The organism is Pseudomaricurvus hydrocarbonicus, from assembly GCF_011602365.1.
Classification (GTDB): Bacteria; Pseudomonadota; Gammaproteobacteria; order Pseudomonadales; family Cellvibrionaceae; genus Pseudomaricurvus; species Pseudomaricurvus hydrocarbonicus.
Window position 1 is genome coordinate 180,323 of the sequence record NZ_JAAONZ010000003.1, and the last position, 19,035, is coordinate 199,357.

The 19,035-nt window shown below is 52.9% G+C and carries 12 protein-coding genes; 7 read left to right on the plus strand and 5 right to left on the minus strand.

Translation table 11 applies throughout. The features are described 5' to 3' along the window. Nucleotides 1-24: 24 nt before the first annotated feature. Nucleotides 25-2,847: an aminomethyl-transferring glycine dehydrogenase gene (gcvP, locus tag G8770_RS05375; RefSeq protein ID WP_167182826.1), complete on the plus strand. Its 2,823-nt coding sequence runs from the start codon at nt 25-27 to the stop codon at nt 2,845-2,847. An 89-nt stretch (nt 2,848-2,936) separates the two neighbouring features. Here gcvP and G8770_RS05380 read toward each other — a convergent pair whose 3' ends face one another. The 4 genes from G8770_RS05380 to G8770_RS05395 all read right to left on the minus strand — a co-directional run bounded on the left by G8770_RS05380 (nt 2,937) and on the right by G8770_RS05395 (nt 11,027). Next, nucleotides 2,937-5,528, minus strand: a complete 2,592-nt coding sequence (locus G8770_RS05380) for a TonB-dependent receptor plug domain-containing protein (RefSeq protein WP_243760293.1) — start codon at nt 5,526-5,528, stop codon at nt 2,937-2,939. A gap of 828 nt (nt 5,529-6,356) precedes the next feature. Beyond that, complete coding sequence (locus G8770_RS05385) at nt 6,357-9,455, minus strand: efflux RND transporter permease subunit (protein ID WP_167182830.1); 3,099 nt, start codon at nt 9,453-9,455, stop codon at nt 6,357-6,359. Between the two features lie 9 nt (nt 9,456-9,464). After that, nucleotides 9,465-10,553: an efflux RND transporter periplasmic adaptor subunit gene (locus G8770_RS05390; protein ID WP_167182833.1), complete on the minus strand. Its 1,089-nt coding sequence runs from the start codon at nt 10,551-10,553 to the stop codon at nt 9,465-9,467. A 108-nt stretch (nt 10,554-10,661) separates the two neighbouring features. Beyond that, nucleotides 10,662-11,027 carry a hypothetical protein gene (locus G8770_RS05395; RefSeq protein WP_167182836.1) on the minus strand — a complete coding sequence of 122 codons (366 nt, stop codon included), beginning with the start codon at nt 11,025-11,027 and terminating at the stop codon, nt 10,662-10,664. Between the two features lie 223 nt (nt 11,028-11,250). On the opposite strand from G8770_RS05395, the gene G8770_RS05400 reads away from it, so the two are divergent. Genes G8770_RS05400 through G8770_RS05410 form a run of 3 tightly spaced genes read left to right on the plus strand, consistent with a single transcriptional unit; the run spans nt 11,251 to nt 13,945 of the window. Then, the gene (locus tag G8770_RS05400; protein WP_167182839.1) at nt 11,251-12,810 is read left to right on the plus strand and encodes a flavin monoamine oxidase family protein; all 1,560 of its coding nucleotides are present in this window, start codon (nt 11,251-11,253) and stop codon (nt 12,808-12,810) included. 8 nt (nt 12,811-12,818) lie between these two features. Beyond that, complete coding sequence (locus G8770_RS05405; protein WP_167182841.1) at nt 12,819-13,451, plus strand: c-type cytochrome; 633 nt, start codon at nt 12,819-12,821, stop codon at nt 13,449-13,451. Continuing rightward, entirely contained in the window at nt 13,451-13,945 is a 495-nt protein-coding gene (locus tag G8770_RS05410) for a RidA family protein (protein ID WP_167182844.1), read from the plus strand. Before G8770_RS05405 ends, G8770_RS05410 begins: the two co-directional genes overlap by 1 nt. Nucleotides 13,946-14,058: 113 nt before the next feature. Here G8770_RS05410 and G8770_RS05415 read toward each other — a convergent pair whose 3' ends face one another. Beyond that, nucleotides 14,059-14,949, minus strand: coding sequence for a DUF6268 family outer membrane beta-barrel protein (locus tag G8770_RS05415; RefSeq protein ID WP_167182847.1), 891 nt, complete (start codon nt 14,947-14,949; stop codon nt 14,059-14,061). A gap of 893 nt (nt 14,950-15,842) precedes the next feature. On the opposite strand from G8770_RS05415, the gene G8770_RS05420 reads away from it, so the two are divergent. From G8770_RS05420 to G8770_RS05430, 3 genes are read left to right on the plus strand one after another with little or no spacing between them, the layout of a single operon-like run. Beyond that, the gene (locus G8770_RS05420) at nt 15,843-16,328 is read left to right on the plus strand and encodes a DUF411 domain-containing protein (protein ID WP_167182850.1); all 486 of its coding nucleotides are present in this window, start codon (nt 15,843-15,845) and stop codon (nt 16,326-16,328) included. 14 nt (nt 16,329-16,342) lie between these two features. Next, nucleotides 16,343-18,268: a copper resistance system multicopper oxidase gene (locus G8770_RS05425; RefSeq protein ID WP_341771084.1), complete on the plus strand. Its 1,926-nt coding sequence runs from the start codon at nt 16,343-16,345 to the stop codon at nt 18,266-18,268. Further along, a complete protein-coding gene (locus tag G8770_RS05430; RefSeq protein ID WP_167182856.1) occupies nt 18,265-18,999 on the plus strand; it encodes a copper resistance protein B in 735 nt (244 codons plus the stop codon). The genes G8770_RS05425 and G8770_RS05430 overlap by 4 nt, the downstream gene beginning before the upstream one ends. The last annotated feature ends 36 nt before the right edge of the window (nt 19,000-19,035 follow it).

Below are 19,035 nucleotides of genomic sequence, written 5' to 3' on the forward strand. Positions count from 1 at the left end.
ACAAAATACACACCGAGTGAGACTATGAGTAACCCTGCCAACTTTGAAAGCCGCCACATCGGCCCGGACGCCGCCGATCAGCGCACCATGCTGAACACCCTGGGCTATGATTCCCTCAACGATTTTATCGGTGCGGTGATTCCCGGCAACATTCGCTTGCCCAATCCTCTGGCGCTGGACGACGCGGTCAGTGAAACGCAAGCGTTAAAAATGATGCAGGCCGTGGCGGCCAAGAATCAGGTGCTGCGTTCGTTCATCGGGCAGGGCTACTACAACACCCACACGCCCAAAGTCATCTTGCGCAATGTCATGGAAAATCCGGCCTGGTATACGGCTTATACGCCATACCAACCGGAGATCTCCCAGGGACGTCTGGAAGCGCTACTGAACTATCAAACCATGATCTGCGACCTCACCGGCATGGAATTGGCGAATGCCTCCATGCTGGATGAGGCTACCGCTGCCGCAGAGGCGATGACCTTGTGTCAGCGCATGTCGAAATCCAAATCGATGAACTTCTTTGTGGATCAGGACTGCCTGCCGCAAACGCTGGATGTGATTCAAACCCGGGCCGAACCGCTGAACATTCAGGTTATCGTGGGCAACCCCCAAACCGACCTGCAGGCGGACGATGTGTTTGGTGTGCTGCTGCAATACCCGGGCGTCAGTGGACAGATCAATGATTACCGCGAGGTGATTGAGGCGGTGCACGCTCATAAAGGTCTGGTGGCCGTGGCGGCCGACATTCTGGCGCTGACACTGCTGGCGTCTCCGGGCGAGCTGGGCGCCGATGTGGCCATTGGTTCTTCCCAGCGCTTTGGTGTGCCGCTGGGCTACGGTGGTCCGCACGCTGCTTTCATGGCCACTAAAGAAGCCTACAAACGCTCGCTACCCGGTCGCCTGGTAGGCAGTTCGCTCGACAGTCAGGGCAACCCTGCGCTGCGTTTGGCCCTGCAGACCCGCGAGCAACACATTCGTCGCGAAAAAGCGACTTCCAACATCTGTACCGCGCAGGTACTGCTGGCCGTGATGGCCAGCATGTACGCCGTTTACCACGGTCCACAGGGTCTGAAAGCCATTGCCGAGAGCGTCCACGCCAAAACCACCACCTTGGCGAGTGAGCTGAAATCCGCCGGGTTTGAACTGGAAAACAGCAGCTGGTTTGACACGCTGACGGTGATCAGCGGTGCTAAAACCGCGGCCATTCATGAGCGTGCTCTGGCCAAAGGCCTGAATCTGCGGGTGATTGATGATGTTCGTATCGGGGTGTCCATTGATGAGACGGTTGAAACTGAAGACTTGCAGGCCATCCTGTCCAGCTTTGGTGTTGACGCGATCAGCGGAGAAGAAGCGGAGCTGGTGATTCCCGCCGACTTGCAGCGGGCCAGCGATTTCCTGACCCATCCGGTGTTCAACAGCTACCACTCCGAAACCGAAATGCTGCGTTATTTGCGCGGTCTGGCAGACAAGGATTTGGCCCTCGATCGCGCCATGATCCCGCTGGGTTCGTGCACCATGAAACTCAACGCCACCTCGGAAATGATTCCCGTGACCTGGCCCGAGTTCTCCACCATGCACCCGTTCGCACCGGCGAATCAGGCGGAAGGCTACAGGATTCTGGATGAGCAGCTGAACCGCATGTTGTGTGAAGCCACGGGCTACGATGACATTTCCTTTCAGCCCAATGCCGGCTCGCAGGGCGAATACGCGGGTCTGCTGGCGATTCGCGGTTACCACGCTTCTCGCGGTGAAGGTCACCGCAACATCTGCCTGATTCCCAGCTCGGCTCATGGCACCAACCCCGCCTCGGCACAAATGTGTGGCATGAAAGTGGTGGTCACCGCTTGTGACGCCAAGGGCGAGGTGGACATGAACGATTTGCGCGCGAAGGCGGAACTGCACAGCGACAACCTGGCCGCGATCATGATTACCTACCCCTCCACGCACGGGGTGTTCGAAGAAAACATTCGCGACATCTGTACCCTGATTCACGATCACGGCGGTCAGGTGTATGTGGATGGGGCCAACTTCAATGCGATGGTGGGCCTGTGTAAGCCGGGCGAATTTGGCGGTGATGTGTCGCACCTGAACCTGCACAAAACCTTCTGTATCCCCCACGGTGGTGGCGGCCCAGGTGTGGGCCCGGTGGCTGTGAAGTCCCATCTGGCACCTTACCTGCCGGGTCACCGCATCATGGAAAACCAGCAGAGTGCAGTGTCGGCGGCGCATCTGGGCAGCGCCAGCATTCTGCCCATCACCTGGATGTACATCACCATGATGGGGGCTGCCGGCCTGCAGTCAGCCACTGAAATTGCCATTCTCAACGCCAACTACGTGGCCAAGCGCTTGTCGGTGGCGTATCCGATTTTGTATACCGGCAATGCGGATCTGGTGGCGCACGAGTGTATTGTGGATTTGCGCCCGATCAAGGAGGAAACCGGTGTGGATGTGGAAGACGTGGCCAAGCGCCTGATTGACTACGGCTTTCACGCGCCGACCATGTCGTTCCCGGTGGCGGGCACATTGATGATCGAGCCCACCGAAAGTGAAAGTCTGTACGAACTGGATCGCTTTTGTGATGCGCTGTTAAAGATTGCCGAAGAAATCGACGCGGTACGCCATGGTCGTGTGGTGCTGGCTGACAGCCCGTTGGTGAATGCACCGCACACGGTAGAAATGGTGGCGGCCGATGAGTGGACCTTCAGTTACTCCCGCTCAGAGGGCGGCTTCCCGCTGGAGAGCCTGCGGAAAAACAAATACTGGCCGCCAGTAGGACGTATCGACAACGTCTATGGCGACCGCAATCTGGTGTGCAGTTGTGCGCCGATTGAGGCCTATGCTGACTGAGTTACCAGGCCGACGTTAAGTCGGAAACCGAAGAATAAAAAACGGGCCCGAAGGCCCGTTTTTTATTGCACAGTGGTTACTGAAAAAAATCAGTAGTCGTAGCGCAAGGTCAGGTAGTAGTAACCACCCTGCCAGTCTACTGGGGAGCTGTCGAGGTACTTGGCACCACAACACATGTCGTCAATCTTATCTTCGTCGGGGTACTCGTCGAAAATGTTGCGGCCACCGGCCAGGGCCGAGATGTTGTCGGTAAATTGATACTTGGCTTCAAGGTCAATCAGCACAATCGGGTCGTATTTCTGCACGCTCATCGAGGCGCCAGAGCCGTCTGAGTTTTCATAGGCACCGTAGACGTTGGCGCGAGCCATCAGCGACAAGTTGCCAAAACTGTGGTTTGCGGTTAACACGCCACGCCATTCCGGATTGATGTTTTCAAAGTCGAATGCATCTTCGTCGTTGAGGTACTGGCTGGGGTCAGAGGTAAACTCGGTTTTGTTGTAGCTGATGGATGCGGTGATGTCGGTTTCGGAATCGTTGCTCCAGGTGAGTGGGTAGGTTAAGACCAGATCCATACCGGTGGTTTTGGTATCAAACGCATTGGCGAAGTAGAACACACCGCCAATGGATTCGGCTCCAGCAACACCTGCACCGACCAAGGCTTCATAGTTACTGTAGGCATCACCCGACGTGGGGTCGGTCGATACGTCCAGCGTCGAAGCTGCGTAGGTTCTGTCCGCAATGTCAATTTGGTAGAAATCCAGAGTGACGCCCAGCTTGTCAAATTCCGCCGTCAAACCCAGCGAGTAGTTGGTGGACGTTTCCGGTTTCAACGCGTCGGCCCCGAGAGCCTGAGCGACAGGGCTGGAAGCCGGGAACAGGCCGGTGGCGACCGGGAAGCCGTTCGGCAGGCGGGTGGAGACGTTGGTGGTGCCTTGCTGGCCGGGGGTCGGAGCGCGGAAGCCGGTACCGACTGAGCCGCGCAGGCCGAAGGTGTCCGTCAGGTTGTATTTGAACGCCATTTTACCGATCAGTTCCGAATCGAAATCCGAGTAGTCCTCATAGCGAACGGCAGTTTGCAGGAACAGTTTGTCGGTAACATCCGTACTCAGGTCCAAATAGGCAGCATAGGAATCACGATTGTATTCACCGGAATATTCGGGTGAGTAGCCCGGAAAACCATTGGAGCCAACGCCAACCACCTGGTAGACGGGGTCATCTTCATTGGCACAATCTAATGTTGAACCTGCGGAGATGACGTCGCTGCCCGCTGCGGTGGGGCTGCCACCGTCACAAAAGCCATAGGGGTCGCTGGTGGCAAAGTCCCCAGTGGCATAAGAGGCTTCGTCGCCACCCACCAGTTCGTAGGTTTCATCCATGTAGCTGGCACCAAAAGCCACCAAAACCGGGTTTGGTAAACCAAAATCGAATTCTTTGGACAAATCAGCCTGAATCTGAATTTCTTCGTTGCTCAGGTCGCCTGGGCGGAATGAGGTGGGCGAATCCGGGCCCATGGAGGGGTTGATGGTGTTTTTCAGGGTGTACTGGATTTCGCTGTAACCGTAGCGACCGCTGATGTCGTAGACGAAGTCGTTGCCAAATTCACCCTTGATACCGGTGACCAGCGAGTAGTCTGATACCTCACCAAAAAAGCGCGGGGTGAAACCACCGGGGAATTTCTCCAGCGGGCTGTAGATCGAACCGTCGGCTAATCGTAAATCCTGGATGGTGCCGTTACTGGGGTAGCGGTAGTAAAAATCCCCATCCGCTTCACTTTGAGAATAGTTACCAAAAGCGTACAGCTCGGCCTTGTCGGTCAGAGTATAGCCAGCGTTAAAAAACAGGCGCGCGGCTTCAGTGTTGGGTTGTCCCCAGTGTTGCACGACACCGTCTTCAAGAGAGGCGTTGGCGGCTGCGGCCATAAAGTCCGGGTCTTCGGTGTAAGCGCCATACCATGCGCTGGAATCATAGACCGGGTTGCTTTTGTCGAGACAGAACCAGGAACCACAGTACTGCTCACCACGGTTGGTGTAGTCGGCTTTGGAGTATTCGCCGGAGATGCTCAGGAAGCCATTTTCACCCAGCGGGAAACCGGCATTACCGGTGATGGTGGTCTGGAAGCCGTCGCCTTCAATGTATTCACCCGAGTTGATGCTGAGCGAGCCACCTTCCGTGTTGTCTTTCAAAATAAAGTTGATCACCCCGGCGATGGCGTCGGAGCCGTACTGCGCGGCGGCGCCATCGCGCAGGACTTCTACGCTTTTAAGGGCAGAGCTGGGGATGGTGGCGACGTCAGGTCCCTGAGTGCCCGATCCTCCAATCGATACGACCGAGGAACGGTGACGTCGCTTGGAATTGACCAGTACCAGGGTTTTGTCGGTGGGCATGCCGCGGAGCGAGGCCGGGCGCACAAAGGTGCCGCCGTCACTGATGGGCTGGCGACCGACACTGTAAGAAGGTACCAATGTTTTCAAAACATCGTTGGTGTCGGTGTATGAAACGGCTTCAATGGTTTCGGTGTTAAACACATCAATAGGTACCGGAGAATCTGACACCGTGCGAGGTTTACCCCGGGCCCCGGTAACAACAACTTCCTCAATGCTTTGGGTCGTTTGGCTAAGTGCGTCAGGACAGCAACTTAAAAGTACGGCAACTGCGCAGCAGCTGGAGATGGTATTTTTCATGGCACCTTTCCTCATTTAAGTAGTTCAATCAATTAATGATTTTTTTAATCTGCCCTTATGTTTTTATGATTAACAGGCGTTTTCAGTTTGACAAAATGTTGTTTACAACTACCAATTAGCAATTGGTGTGCCATCCATACTTTTTTGCCTGAGGAATGATCGATTTCTCTGGGAATGTTGATAAAACATTCGGTTTTTACAGGGTTCTATTTGAGATTGGTTTTTGTTTTTATTGGTTTTGAGTTTTAAACGGGTTGAGGTGTGAAAAATGTGTCAAATTCGTTTCGTTTTTGGTGCGTTTGATGATCGTATGCACGCTTTGGTGCATGCTGATTTTATTGAAGTTGAGTCGATAAGATTGGCAGTAAAAAGAATTAATGGGGTTGTTTTATGTTTATTGTTTTAATGAAAACGCTGTAAATACAGTTGTTTTTGTGGGTTTTGTTTTGGGGGGTGCTGTTCTTAGGTGCACGAAGGCGAGAATAAGTCTCGATTATTTTTATTGTTTTACGATGTGTTTTTGTTTTTGATGTGAAGTGGTGTTCGTCGAGGATTTATTTGGGGGTGGGCGCTTTGTTGTAAAATGTTTTTGGGCAGGTGGTGATGCCCGAAAATAGTTGAAACATACTTCGGGTGCCCTTGGGCTTTCTCTTTAATATTTGTGTGTTTGTTAACAGGCATTAATCGCTAATTAGCAAGTCACTCTTTACAAATGATAAAGGGTTGCCACTGTTTGCGGCCATATGAGCGTCGCCATAAGGCAATGTTTTCAGATGGCCGGCTGTATGTTTAAATTGTGGCTTTCAGGGATTTCCTTTTCCCAGGTTGTTAGTGTGCCTTGTCCAGTTCTTGCATGGTGCGAGAAATGGCTTCCGGTGACGTGGTATTTTTGGCAATGATCTTGTACAGCCCGGGAATAATATAAAGGGTTAAAACTGTAGAAAACGCGACGCCAAATAAAATAACCACACCCAGAATGTTTCTGCTGACGGAACCGGGGCCGGCCATAACGACCAGCGGGATGGCACCTGCCAGGGTAGAGATGGTTGTCATCAGAACCGGTCTCATTCGAATTTGACAGGCCTGGATAATGGCCTCGTTAAATTCAATTCCCTGATCACGCAGTTGGTTGATGAATTCGACCAACAAAATTCCGCTTTTGGTGGCAATGCCAATCAACATCAGTAAGGCAATCTGACTGAAAATATTGAAGGTGATGCCGGTCGCCAACAATCCCATTAATCCGCCGGTGACAGCCAGGGGCACCGTCATGATGATGACGGTTGGATGAATAAAACTCTCAAACTGGGCGGCCATGACCAAAAACAAAACCAACAGCGCCAAGCCAAACGTGAAATAAATTCCGCCGCTGGAGTCTTTGTATTCCAGTGATTCTCCACGGTAATCAATCTTCGCGCCCGCGGGTAGTTTGTCGGCAACGGTTTGTTCCAAAAAGGCCAGAGCTTCACCCTGAGTCACGCTGGGGGCTAAACCTGCGCTGATGGTCACAGCTCGCATGCGATTGTAACGATTTTGGGTGGAGATCCCGGCCTTGCTTGTGATGTGAATCAGGTTGGAGAGTTTTATAAGTTCGCCGCTGGTTGAAGAGCGAACGTCGATGTTGAGAATGTCATCGGGTGTCATCCGCTGATGTTTTTCAAGTTGAACAATAACCGGGTATTCTTCTCCGTTATTGCTGTAGGTAGTCACTTCGCTTTCGGTCATGAGCGACTGGAGGGTTTCACCAATATCTTTGACTGAAATCCCCAGTGTTGCCGCACGAGTATTGTCAATATCAATATGGATTTGTTGTTGAGTTTCTTTCAGATCTGAATTGAGCATACCGAACAGGCCGCTGGCTCGGGCGGAGTCCATTACAATATCGCGCCATTCACTGAGATCTTTAAAGGTTGGGCCCTGAATAACAAATTGAACCGGGCTGCTGGCGCTGCCGCTGGTCAGTCCGGAGGGCATAAAGGTCATAGCCCGGATGCCCGGTATTTGGCGCCACTGCTGGTTTACATGCTCTCTTAATTCAAAGGCACTGAACTCCCGTTCATTCCAGGGCACCAGTGAGATTCTGGAAAACGCAACGGTAGGGGATGTGGATCCCATGAATGGCGAAACAAACAGAATACGGGTGATTCCCCCGGTTTCCTCTTTGTAGTCGAGCAGCGGTTGTTGCAGTTTTTTGATGGTGTTGTTCATACTGTCAAGGCCAGTGCCTTCCTGTGTATGAATCATTGCCATGATGGTGTCTTTGTCTTCCAGTGGGGCGTATTCTTTTTTAATGGTGTTCAGTAAATACACTCCCGCGAGCATGGTCACTATGACTCCAGTCACTGAAAGCCAGGGGCGTTTCAGGCTGCTTCTGAGTGATTTCCCATAGGCAGCGCTGATGTTCTCAAGCAGGGTGTTTATGGTTTGATCAAGTACAGATTTGCGCGCTTCATGTTTAAGCAGTTTGCTGCAAAGCATGGGGACAATGGTTAAGGCGAAGAAGGTCGAGAGAATAACGGAGGCGCAAATGGCAACCGCCAGCTCTGAAAATATTCTGCCTGTGTTGTCTTGCATGAAGGTGATGGGCGTGAATACTGCGATCAGCACCAGAGTGGTGGCAATAACGGCAAACCCGACTTGAGCGGCACCTCGGGCTGCGGCCAGTAATGGTGGTTCACCTTCCTCAATGCGACGGTAAATATTTTCTAAAACGACAATGGCGTCATCCACGACCAGGCCAATCGCCAGTACCATGGCGAGCAGGGTAATCAAATTGATGGAGAAGCCGAAGGCATTCAGGGCAATCGTTGAGCCAATGAGGGAAAGGGGAATGCAGACGACCGGTATGATCGCAACTTTCAGTTGCCCGAGGAAAAGAAAAATAACCAGAGCAACTAGAGCGGTGGTCAGGATGATGCTCCAGTAAACCCCTTTGATTGAGGCGCGGATAAAAGCCGAGGCGTCGCCTGAAGTGGAAATCATCATGCCGGGTGGCAGCTCATTGCGGATCAGCTCAATCTCCCGCTGAATGGCTTCCAGAACATCCACAGTGTTAGCATTGGATTGCTTGATGATTCCCATGGCCATGCTGTCCCGGCCGTTGGTGATGAAGAGGCGACGATTGGTTTCGCTGCCTTCCTGAACCTGGGCGACTTCGCCAAGTCGAATTAGGTGGCCATTGTCGGATTTGGCGAGGACGAGGTTTTTGAAATCCTGTTCTGACTGATAGTTGCGTTTTAAACGCACCGGAAACTCAAAGTTGACCGATTCCAGTCGGCCAGCGGGCAGCTCAATGCTCTCCCGTTGGAGGGCATTGTATAAATCGCTAACAGTCAATTGTCTGGCCGCCAGCTTGTCACGATCGACCCAGATGCGCATGGACTTTGCGCCGGAGCCAAAGACGTTGACGGTAGACACTCCAGGCACCACCGAGAAGCGATCAATGACATAGCGTTCAGCGTAGTCAGTGAGCTCCATCAAAGGCAGGGATTCGGATTCTAAACTGATGTAAATGATTGGCGATGCGTCACTGTCTGCTTTGGCCACTTGCGGTGGATCCGCTTCATCTGGCAGCTTTCGTAACGCACGTGACACCTTGTCCCTGATGTCGTTGGCGGCAGCGTCAATGTCACGATTCAGTGTAAATTCAATGTTAATGCGGGAGATGCCGTCAGTGCTGCTTGAGCGTATAGAGCGGATGCCTTCGACACCACTGATTTCATCTTCAATAGGCTTGGTAATGCGAGTTTCGATTACGTCAGCCGAGGCGCCGGTGTAGCTGGTGGAAATGGAAATTTGTGCGGGCGAAACGTCGGGGTATTCGCGCGTTGTCAATTGCAGGAAGGCGAGTACTCCAAATGCTGCTATCAACAGGGCGATAACAGTCGCGAAAACGGGGCGCTGAACGGAAAGCTCAGAAATTCTCATGTCGATACCTTAGTGCTCGTTCATCGCTGTCTGTTTTACGCCATTTTTTTCAACGATTTTAACGTTGGCCATGGGGCGCAAGTTGAATTGACCATTAATAACCACCTGATCCCCTTGTTGGATGCCGTTCCTGATTTCAACGGCGCCATTCACACGGGCACCTATGGAAACCGGCTGTTTCAGGGCTTTCAGTTGATCATTGACGATAAATACATGGCTCGATTCATCCACTTGTATGAGGGCTTGCTCCGGAATGACCAGTGCGTCTCGTTTGGCAGATTCCAGCGTAACGTTGAGAAACATACCCGGGTGTAACTTGCGGTCTTTATTATTGATGATGGTTCTTAAGGTGATGGTACGTGTGACTGGGTCAACGCGGTTGTCTATGTGGGAGACCGTGCTTTGGAATTTCATTCCGGGCCATGCCAGGCTGGTGCTGGTGACGGTATTGCCAATGTTAATTTTGGATAAATAAGTTTCCGGAACGTTAAAGTCCAGCTTTAATTGGCTGATATCGTCAAGCTCAGTAATGATGGTGCCCGGTGTGATCAGTGCGCCGGAGCTGACTTTGCGAAAGCCCAGCACACCATCAAACGGAGCGCGGATGACACGATCTTTGATTCTTGATTGTATGGCGTTAAATCGGCCCTGATTTGCGTTTACCCGGGCTTTTGCTTCATCGATACCGGATGCGGTGGCGATTTTTTGGCCGAGACTTTCCAGGCGTGCCAAGATGATTTTTGAATCACTCAGGTTGGCTTCGGCTTCTTCAAGCTCAGCAGATTGTTCGGTGCTTTCAAGTCGAACGAGGATTTGTCCTTTGTTTACGTATTGGCCATCTTCAAAATAGATGTCCGAGATCTGGTCGGTCACGGTTGCCGTTATGGTGACGGACTCGTTGCCAATCAGAGTGCCTGTTGATTGAATGTTTTCAGTGATTTCCGTGTTTTTGGCTTCCCAGGTCTCAACAAGGACGGCTGGCCGGGGTGTGGCTGTTAAGTCTTTAGCCTTTGCCAGGCTGTCATTGTTGCAGCCTGAGACGAAGATTGAGCAAAGAAGTGCGGATGCGAGAATCGGCGTTTTTGTAAAAATGATCATAAATTTCTAGGGCGCTTTGTTTGTCAGTAAATTTTTATCAGCTCCAAAACAAATATTTATCAATCCTTTGAATGTTCTGATCCCGGTGTGCATTTTTGTGCGCTGGTCTCAAGTCTGCCCAGATGCTATTGCAGTTTTCGATGAAAGGCTAGGCCTTAATAGCAGCCGGCCGCGCTTATCAATGAAGTTTTCGGCACCACGCGGCTTGTGCACCAGAGTTGATTTTTTTGGCGTTATTTTGGGGCTGGCATCAGGTTGAAAAACAACCGCCTCTTGGCTGCGAACGTCTTGTTGCGTGTTCTTTTGGTGCGCCATTTCTGTTTTTGAATGTTTGGGTGCAAGAATGCTTTGGTTCTGACGTGAATGCACTGATCTGAAGCGTTTCACACGTTGGTGGGGAAAAATATTTAAGCGTTCTTCGAATGGATTTCTGGTGCCAGATTTTTTTTGTTTTTGTGAGTTTTTCAGTTGCATTTTTTGTGTCCCTTGAAGGAAGTGGTTTTGAGCGAGGAAAAATATTCTTTTTTAAGATCGGCAGCGCCGATGTTTTTTTTGGAAGTTTATTTGGACGACAAATTGGTTCGTTTTTTGCTGTGAGGTTCGCAGGTCCATCTTTGGTCTTGGTATTAGTTTCTCAAATTTGAGAGCCGGTCTCTGAAATAAAATTTACAGCTATTCGAATCATAAGGTAGGAATTATGACAGGTGTTTCCAGACGAAATTTTCTGAATTTGGTCGGCGCTATAGGAGGTAGCGTTGCGTTGTACAATTCAAGTCGGGCTATGGGCTTGATCGCAGAGACCGGTCCAGTATCAAATTATCAAATAAAACCAGCGGACAAGGGCGCCAAGAAAATCGTCATTCTCGGTGGTGGGGTTGCGGGTCTCAGTGTCGCCTATGAATTGCAGATGGCGGGGTATGAGTGCACCATCCTTGAAGCATCCCACCGTATAGGGGGGCGCAATCTGACTGTGCGTCATGGCGACTTGGTGGATGAGTTGGGTAATGCCAATATATGTAAGTTCGATGACGAGCCTAATTTGTATTTTAATGCCGGTCCGGCCCGAATTCCCGGTCATCACCAACGGTTGCTGGGCTACTGCAAAAAATTTAAAGTGCCCCTTCAAATAAAAGCCAATGCCAACCGACTTGCCTATATCCATGAAACTAATTTGTTTGGTGGCAAGCCGGTTCGAGCGGGTGAGTATATCGCCGATGCTCGGGGGTTTATGTCTGAGCTGTTGTGGAAGGGCGGTAATCAAGGCGCTTTCGATGAAATGCTGACCAAGGAGGATGTAGAAAACTTAATGGGTTATTCGCGTTTCTTTGGTGATTTGGGGCTTGATGGTAGCTATAAAGGAACGGGTCGCTCCGGATCTTTGAATGATCGCATGTTGGAACATGTCAAAGTTAAGCCCACTCAAGACTTCACTGAGGTGCTTAAAAGCAGAACGGGCTTAATGGCTGCGTTAACCAGTGAAAATTACGACTGGGGTGAGCCCTTGATGGAGCCGGTCGGAGGCATGGATGGCGTTGTGAACGGTTTTGCGAGAAACCTTGACGCTAAAATTATTCTAAAGGCTCAAGTTCAAGGCATCCATAATAAGGATGATGGTGTGACCATTACCTATCAACATAAGGGTAAGCTTCACACATTGGAGGCGGACTTCTGTTTTAACAACATTCCTGCCCATTTCATGCCTGGTATTGACAACAACCTGTCTCCTGAATACATGGCGGCGCTGTCCGAGTTTAAGCGCGGCAACCTATTCAAAATTGCGTTGCAAATGAAAGAACGTTTTTGGGAAAACGAAGGTATTTATGGTGGGATCAGTTTCACTGATCAGGCCATTTCTCAAATCTGGTACCCTTCTCACGACATCAATGCTGAAAAAGGTGTGATTCTGGGATCTTACTCCTGGAATGATGATGAGAATGAAAAGTTTGCCCAGATGAGTTTGGAAGACCGGATCAAGGTGGCGGCGCAATGTGGAGATAAAATTCACCCGAATTATTCCAGTTATATCGAGTCCGGTGTCAGCGTACCCTGGACCAGAATGAACCATATGATGGGCTGCGGTGCGCATATGGAACCTGAAGTTCAGGATAAGAATTTTGCCATTTTACAAAAAGCCGAAGGCCGACACTTTCTGATTGGTGATCAGATCAGTCAGCATGCCGGTTGGCAGGAAGGCGCACTGGCTTCCGCCGATAATGCCTTGAGAGTGTTCAGCGATATGCGTACACAAGCAGCCTAGGAGTGAATATGAAGTTTAACAAACAGTTATTTTCTGCCTGTTTTCTCTTTGCCGCTGCCTTTGCCCCGACGGAAGCGGCAGAGCCGGTGCCTGAAGAATTCGGCAGTTGTACGGTTTGCCACGGAGTACAGCTGAAGGGGAATCCGGGCACAGGAGCCCCCAGACTGAGTGGTCTGCAGACCTGGTATGTGGAGAACCAGTTGGAAAGCTTTCGCATGGGTTGGCGGGGCAATCACTCTGCTGATTATACCGCCGAAGAGATGAGGGCGGTTGCGTCTGGCCTGTCGGCCAAGCAGCTCAAAAAAGCGCCGTCGTATGTCAATGAGACCGTTTCAAGCTTGAGTTTTACACACACCGACGGCGATGTGGACAAGGGGAAGGCGCTGTTTGCCAGCTGCAGTGCCTGCCATGGTGCAACGGGAGGCGGTAACGAAGCGTTAGCCGCGCCATCGTTATTGGTGCAAAGTGATTGGTATCTGGAAAAGCAGATCAATGATTTCCGCAACGGATTGCGTGGCGCCGAGAAAGACGATGCATCCGGCCAGCTGATGGCCGCGTCGGTAGCAACACTCAAAACCGATGACGATATCAATAACCTTATGGCTTATATAGTTCATCTACAACAACAGGAAATGAAATAATGAAAAAATTGTTCACACTGGCCTCTTCTTTGGTCGTTTGTATGGCGGCTAGCGCTGATGTCACCCGCCATCCGTTACCGAATAACAGCACCTTCCCCATCTCGCGGGCGGTGGAAGTCACACCCGATACGACGTTGATTTATCACAGCGGTATGGTGCCGGGCCCGGTTAACGCTGAAGCTGAGCGTGGTTCCCGTGAGTATTATGGCGATACTGAAACTCAGGCATTGAATGTGTTTAAACGCTACGAAGACTCCTTGAAGGCCATGGGGCTGGATTTTGGTGATGCCATCAAGATGACCGTGTTCCTGGTGGGCGATCCCGCGATGGACGGAAAAATGGATTTTTCTGGATTTATGAAGGCCTACGTCAAGTATTTCGGTACCGAAGAGCAGCCGAATAAACCCGCGCGCTCAGCGATCCAGATTGCAGGTCTGGCAGGTGGGCCGGGTATGCTGGTAGAAATCGAAATGGTGTTGGCGAAGCCCAAATAAATCTGTTCAGGCACTGAGTGGGGGAGAGAGCCGGAAGAAACGGCTCTCTCTGGCCGTATCTTTCAGTCTGTCTCTCCCCATCAAACTGTCTCAACGATTATCCGCTGACTTTTTTACAGCGCGGGTCGATATTTAACGTTGATCCCAAAAAATGCCCCTTCCGAAAAGTCCACATCGATATCTTCAATATCAGAATTGGAAAGCCGCAGGGCGCGAAAGCCACCGACGCCGGCTTCTGCACTGAGCCAAAAGTTACCGTGGAAACGATACTCCACCGAGAGTCCAAAGTCCCAGGCATCCAAATTCATATTGGCATCAGCGCTTCCCACGTTAATTGACCAGCTTGCGGCAGAGGGCGACGCTCCCAGGCGAATCAGCCAATCAGAGTTGGGTGCGTAAGACAGGCTCGGCCAGGGCAGTATCGCGCTCAGGTTCCACTGCTCATTGATGGCCCAGGAAGCCCCCACATAGGGCGTGTAAAAGTCTTCGTCGTTTTCGGCGATATCCGCGTAAAAACCAAATGCCCACCAAAGGCGGTCGCTTTGTACAAAGCGCGTAAACACGCCGCCCAGGTACTGCCAGTTCCAGTAGTCACCCGTATCCAGCATGGTGTAATGACCAAACGGCATGACAAAAGAGGCCAGCTGCCAGTCCGGATTCAGCTGTCTGAGCCAGCCGAGGGGCAAACCAATGGACGCGATCTCAAAGGATTCAACCCCATCGGTGAGCACATTAAACTCCGTCCAGCTCAGGTATTCGCCCACCACAAGCAGGTCTTTTGGGCTCAGCATAATCGGGATGCCGGCCGCTTGGCGGTAGCTGTCCACATCGTATTCCAGCTGTTCGGAATTGGGCCCCTCGGCCAGGGCTTTGGTGTAGTGTTTTGATCCCAGTAAGGCTGTCGCCGGGAAGGGGACGTTGCTGTTGGCGCTGCCAAACTTGATGTCGCTGGCTGTAAATTGTGCCTCAAAGCGTTGGGCGAAGTTTGGCTCTTCCCCTGCCATAACGGACGCCGGCACTGCGCAGCAAACCACGGACAGCGTCACAAGCAGCTGACCGCGAAGTCGGGGGTGATACGGTGTTCCCATCTAAATCCCTTTTGAGCTGGTCAGAGAGCCGATGTTGAGTGGTGGTCGGGGCGTTCATGCTTGTCATTAGAATAGTACAGTTTTTAACGTGGCAGACGATTAACACTGCCGGGCGATTGTCGGCGTCGGGCAATTCCCCCGCTGGCCTTTCCATTACTCGCGGGCTGGAGGATAATCGGTTTTCAGCAAGAGGTCTTGCCAGCGTGTGGCGGGTTTTAATTGGTAGGCTGCGTGAAATGTGTCTAGTGCGGGGAGTTATGCAGCGGAGACTGACAGCATGGTTGATGGTCCTGTTCCTGTGGTGCCAGCCCTTGGTCGGGGCAGCGGCGGCCTTGGGCATGGCGGTCCCTGACCCTGTGACTTTGCCAGCCCCGCAATTGCCCTCGCATCCACGATGCCATGAGCGTGCTGATGCCCCCCCTCTTGACGCTGCTGTAATGACCACAACCACAATTCACGTGCCAGACCTTGATGCGTCTCATGTGACCATGCCGGAGAATCATTCGTGCTGTGATATGCAGTGCCAGCACTGTCTCGGTGGTTGTGTCTCGATGCTGGGCAGTGACTGTGCCCCCGCTGCGGTGCGACACAGTATGATGGTGAATGTTTTTCAACTGCGAACTCCTCCCCCTAGCCTCCTGTCGTCGCCTTTTCGCCCCCCGATTTCGGCCTGATACAGGGTCGGTGCGCCTGCAGGAAGGAGGCGCGATCGTTTGGTCTCAGGTGGAAAGGGCTTTTTGGCTTCTTTCCATGCATTGTATTTGCTGATTCAACCCGGGTTGGCTCAGCTGTGTTGATGGAATCTGATTATGTTGTCGGTAAAAAAATCCAGTTCAAAAACCCCATTTCTATTTAGCGTCTGTGGCGTGCTGCTGCAGTGTCTCGTGTGGTCTGCGTCCGTCTCAGCGGAGACGGAGATCGAGGTCTTTAAAAATCCCAATTGCGGTTGCTGCGAGGCGTGGGTGACCCACCTTGAGCGCCAGGGGTTTCAGGCAACGGTCAAAGATGTTGATAACCTGAGCGTGATCAAGCACCACTTTGGGATATCTCCCCAATACCAGTCCTGCCATACCGGTGTCGTCGAGGGTTATGTGTTTGAGGGGCATGTGCCGGCCGCGATCATGCAGCGGTTTTTGCAGGAGAAGCCTGAAGGTGCCATTGGCTTATCCGTGCCGGGCATGCCGGTGGGCAGTCCGGGGATGGAGATGGGCGACAGGCACGATGACTATGATGTGTTGCTGCTGAAGCAGGATGGCAGCACTGAAGTGTATGAGCATGTTGGCTCTCAACATTAAGCGGGGAGTTTATGGTGACGTATTTTCCAAAGGTTCATGGTCGTTCGCTTCAGGCGGGGTTTTCCCGCCGCCGTTTTGTGACTGGCTTGCTGGGGGGGAGTGCGGCGCTGGGTATGATGCCCGCTTTAGGTACTCTGGCAGCCCCGTCAGGTCCACATTTGCAGGGGGCCGCTGCCAAGGGTCCGGAAGTCATCTCCGGTCACGACTTCCAGCTGGATATCGGTTATTTACCGGTTAATTTCACCGGGCGCGATCGCGTGGCGACGGCGGTCAATGGCTCGGTGCCCGCGCCCGTGTTGCGGTGGCGGGAAGGGGATCGGGTGAGGTTAAAGGTGACGAACCATCTGTCCCACGACAGTTCGATTCACTGGCACGGCATGATCTTGCCGACCTCGATGGACGGGGTTCCGGGCTTGAGTTTTGACGGTATTAAACCGGGCCAGAGCTACGAGTATCAGTTTGAGGTTCAGCAAAATGGCACCTACTGGTACCACAGCCATTCCGGCTTTCAGGAGCAAACCGGGCTCTATGGGGCGATAGTCATTGACCCTCTGGAGCCCGATCCGGTGACTTACGACCGGGAGCATGTCATTTTGCTATCCGACTGGTCGGATACGGCCCCGGAAGACATCTATGCCAACCTGAAAAAGCAAAGTGATTATTACAACTACCAGGAGCGCACAGCGGAGGATTTGTGGCAGGACATCCAGCGCAAAGGGGTGGCACAAACCTGGCGGGATCGGGCCATGTGGAATCAGATGCGCATGAGTCAGGCGGACATTTCCGATGTTACGGGATCCACTTACACCTATCTGATCAATGGCGTGACCCCTGCTGCGGGATGGCAGGGCTTGTTTCAGCGCGGCGAGAAGGTGCGCCTGCGTTTTATTAACGGCTCGGCCATGACCATATTTGACGTGCGCATTCCCGGATTAACCATGACCGTGGTGGCCGCCGACGGCCAGAATGTGGAGCCGGTGACGGTGGATGAATTTCGCATTGGCACGGCGGAAACCTACGATGTGATCGTGGAACCCAGTGCCGACAGCGCCTATACCATCTTTGCTCAGAATATGGACCGCAGCGGTTACGCACGGGGGACGTTAACGCCGGACCCCGCCTGGCAGGCGGAAATTCCCGCGCTGGAGACGCCGCCGCTGTTATCCCACCGCGACATGGGTATGGCGATGGCGGGTATGGACGATAGACATGGTACGAGTCAAAAGCATGACATGCAGGACAGGCATGACGCGCCGCCAATGGACGGTATGGATCACAGTCAACACTCAATGGGCAATAAGTCCGGTATGCAGACGATGGGCGAGACACACCGGCATCACGCGCCGGGGCAGATGACCACGTCTGAATTGGGTAAAGCCGGTTTTGGCAGTACCGCCACCATCCAGCACGTCCGCACTGAATTTGGCCCCCAGGTAGACATGCGGACCGCAGAGCCCATGGACGGCTTGCCAGATCCGGGCGTGGGTTTGCGCGATCACCAACAGCGCTACGGCCGACGCGTGTTGACCTACGCCGATCTGCGCAATCTCACCCCAACCCGGGATCGTCGCGAGCCCAGCCGCGAAATCGAAATTCACCTGACCGGCAACATGCACCGCTACATGTGGTCGATGAACGGGGTCAAGTTTGCGGATGCCGAGCCGCTGCAGCTCACTCATGGCGAGCGGGTGCGCATCCTGCTGGTTAACGACACCATGATGACGCATCCCATTCACTTGCACGGTCTGTGGAGCGAGCTGGAAACCGGTGATCCGGAGCGGATCCCGCGCAAGCACACCATCCTGGTACAACCGGGCGCTAAAATCAGTTACCTGGTGACTGCGGATGCGCTGGGGCGCTGGGCGTACCACTGCCATTTGATGTTCCACATGCCGGGCATGTTTCGTGAAGTGCGGGTCAGTCATGGAGGTGTGTCATGAGGAATATGCTGCGCGGGGTTACCCCGCATGGTGTTTGGCTGTGGCTGCTGACGGGGGGGCTGTTGGCTGCTGCGACGGTTGTCCAGGCGGGATCCAAGGATGATCCGCTGCTGAGCAGCCTGCGGGTTACGCAATTGGAAGCGCGCGACGGCGAGGATGGCAACCCCGGGGTGCTGGAGGCCGATGCCTGGCTAGGCTATGACCTGCAGAAACTGTGGCTGAAAGTCGATGCCGAGCGCGTTGCCGGCATCACCGAAGAAGCGCAAGTGCAGGCGCTCTACAGCCGCGCCGTTGCGCCTTTTTGGGATCTTCAGCTGGGGCTGCGCAAAGACTTTCAGCCCACGCCGGACCGCAGCTGGGCAGTGCTGGGCGTGCAGGGCATGGCGCCTTATCGGTTTGAAATCGATGCCGCCCTGTTCCTGGGGGAGAGCGGTCGCACGGGGTTGCGGCTCAACGTCGAGTACGAGCTGCTTTTGACTCAGCGGTTGATTCTGACTCCCGAGGCTGAGCTCAATCTTTATGGTCAAAATGACGAGGCTGTCGGCGCAGGGGCGGGCCTTTCCGCGTCGGAAATCGGCCTGCGGTTGCGCTACGAAATCCGCCGTGAATTCGCCCCTTATATGGGGGTGAACTGGAGCAAAAAATACGGCACCACAGCGGACTACGCCAAAGCCGAGGGCGAAGCCACGGATGACTGGCAGTGGGTCGTCGGCGTGCGCTTCTGGTTTTAGCGCGGTTTGTCAGCCTAAAGGCGTCCTGTCATAGAC

What these genes read in the sequence shown, in the direction of transcription:
- G8770_RS05380 (WP_243760293.1), bottom strand. Translation starts at nt 5,528, where the DNA reads ATGAAAAATACCATCTCCAGCTGCTGCGCAGTTGCCGTACTTTTAAGT.
- G8770_RS05400 (WP_167182839.1), top strand. Translation starts at nt 11,251, where the DNA reads ATGACAGGTGTTTCCAGACGAAATTTTCTGAATTTGGTCGGCGCTATA.
- gcvP (WP_167182826.1), top strand. Translation starts at nt 25, where the DNA reads ATGAGTAACCCTGCCAACTTTGAAAGCCGCCACATCGGCCCGGACGCC.
- G8770_RS05395 (WP_167182836.1), bottom strand. Translation starts at nt 11,027, where the DNA reads ATGCAACTGAAAAACTCACAAAAACAAAAAAAATCTGGCACCAGAAAT.
- G8770_RS05415 (WP_167182847.1), bottom strand. Translation starts at nt 14,949, where the DNA reads ATGGCAGGGGAAGAGCCAAACTTCGCCCAACGCTTTGAGGCACAATTT.
- G8770_RS05390 (WP_167182833.1), bottom strand. Translation starts at nt 10,553, where the DNA reads ATGATCATTTTTACAAAAACGCCGATTCTCGCATCCGCACTTCTTTGC.
- G8770_RS05405 (WP_167182841.1), top strand. Translation starts at nt 12,819, where the DNA reads ATGAAGTTTAACAAACAGTTATTTTCTGCCTGTTTTCTCTTTGCCGCT.
- G8770_RS05430 (WP_167182856.1), top strand. Translation starts at nt 18,265, where the DNA reads ATGAGGAATATGCTGCGCGGGGTTACCCCGCATGGTGTTTGGCTGTGG.
- G8770_RS05420 (WP_167182850.1), top strand. Translation starts at nt 15,843, where the DNA reads ATGTTGTCGGTAAAAAAATCCAGTTCAAAAACCCCATTTCTATTTAGC.
- G8770_RS05410 (WP_167182844.1), top strand. Translation starts at nt 13,451, where the DNA reads ATGAAAAAATTGTTCACACTGGCCTCTTCTTTGGTCGTTTGTATGGCG.
- G8770_RS05385 (WP_167182830.1), bottom strand. Translation starts at nt 9,455, where the DNA reads ATGAGAATTTCTGAGCTTTCCGTTCAGCGCCCCGTTTTCGCGACTGTT.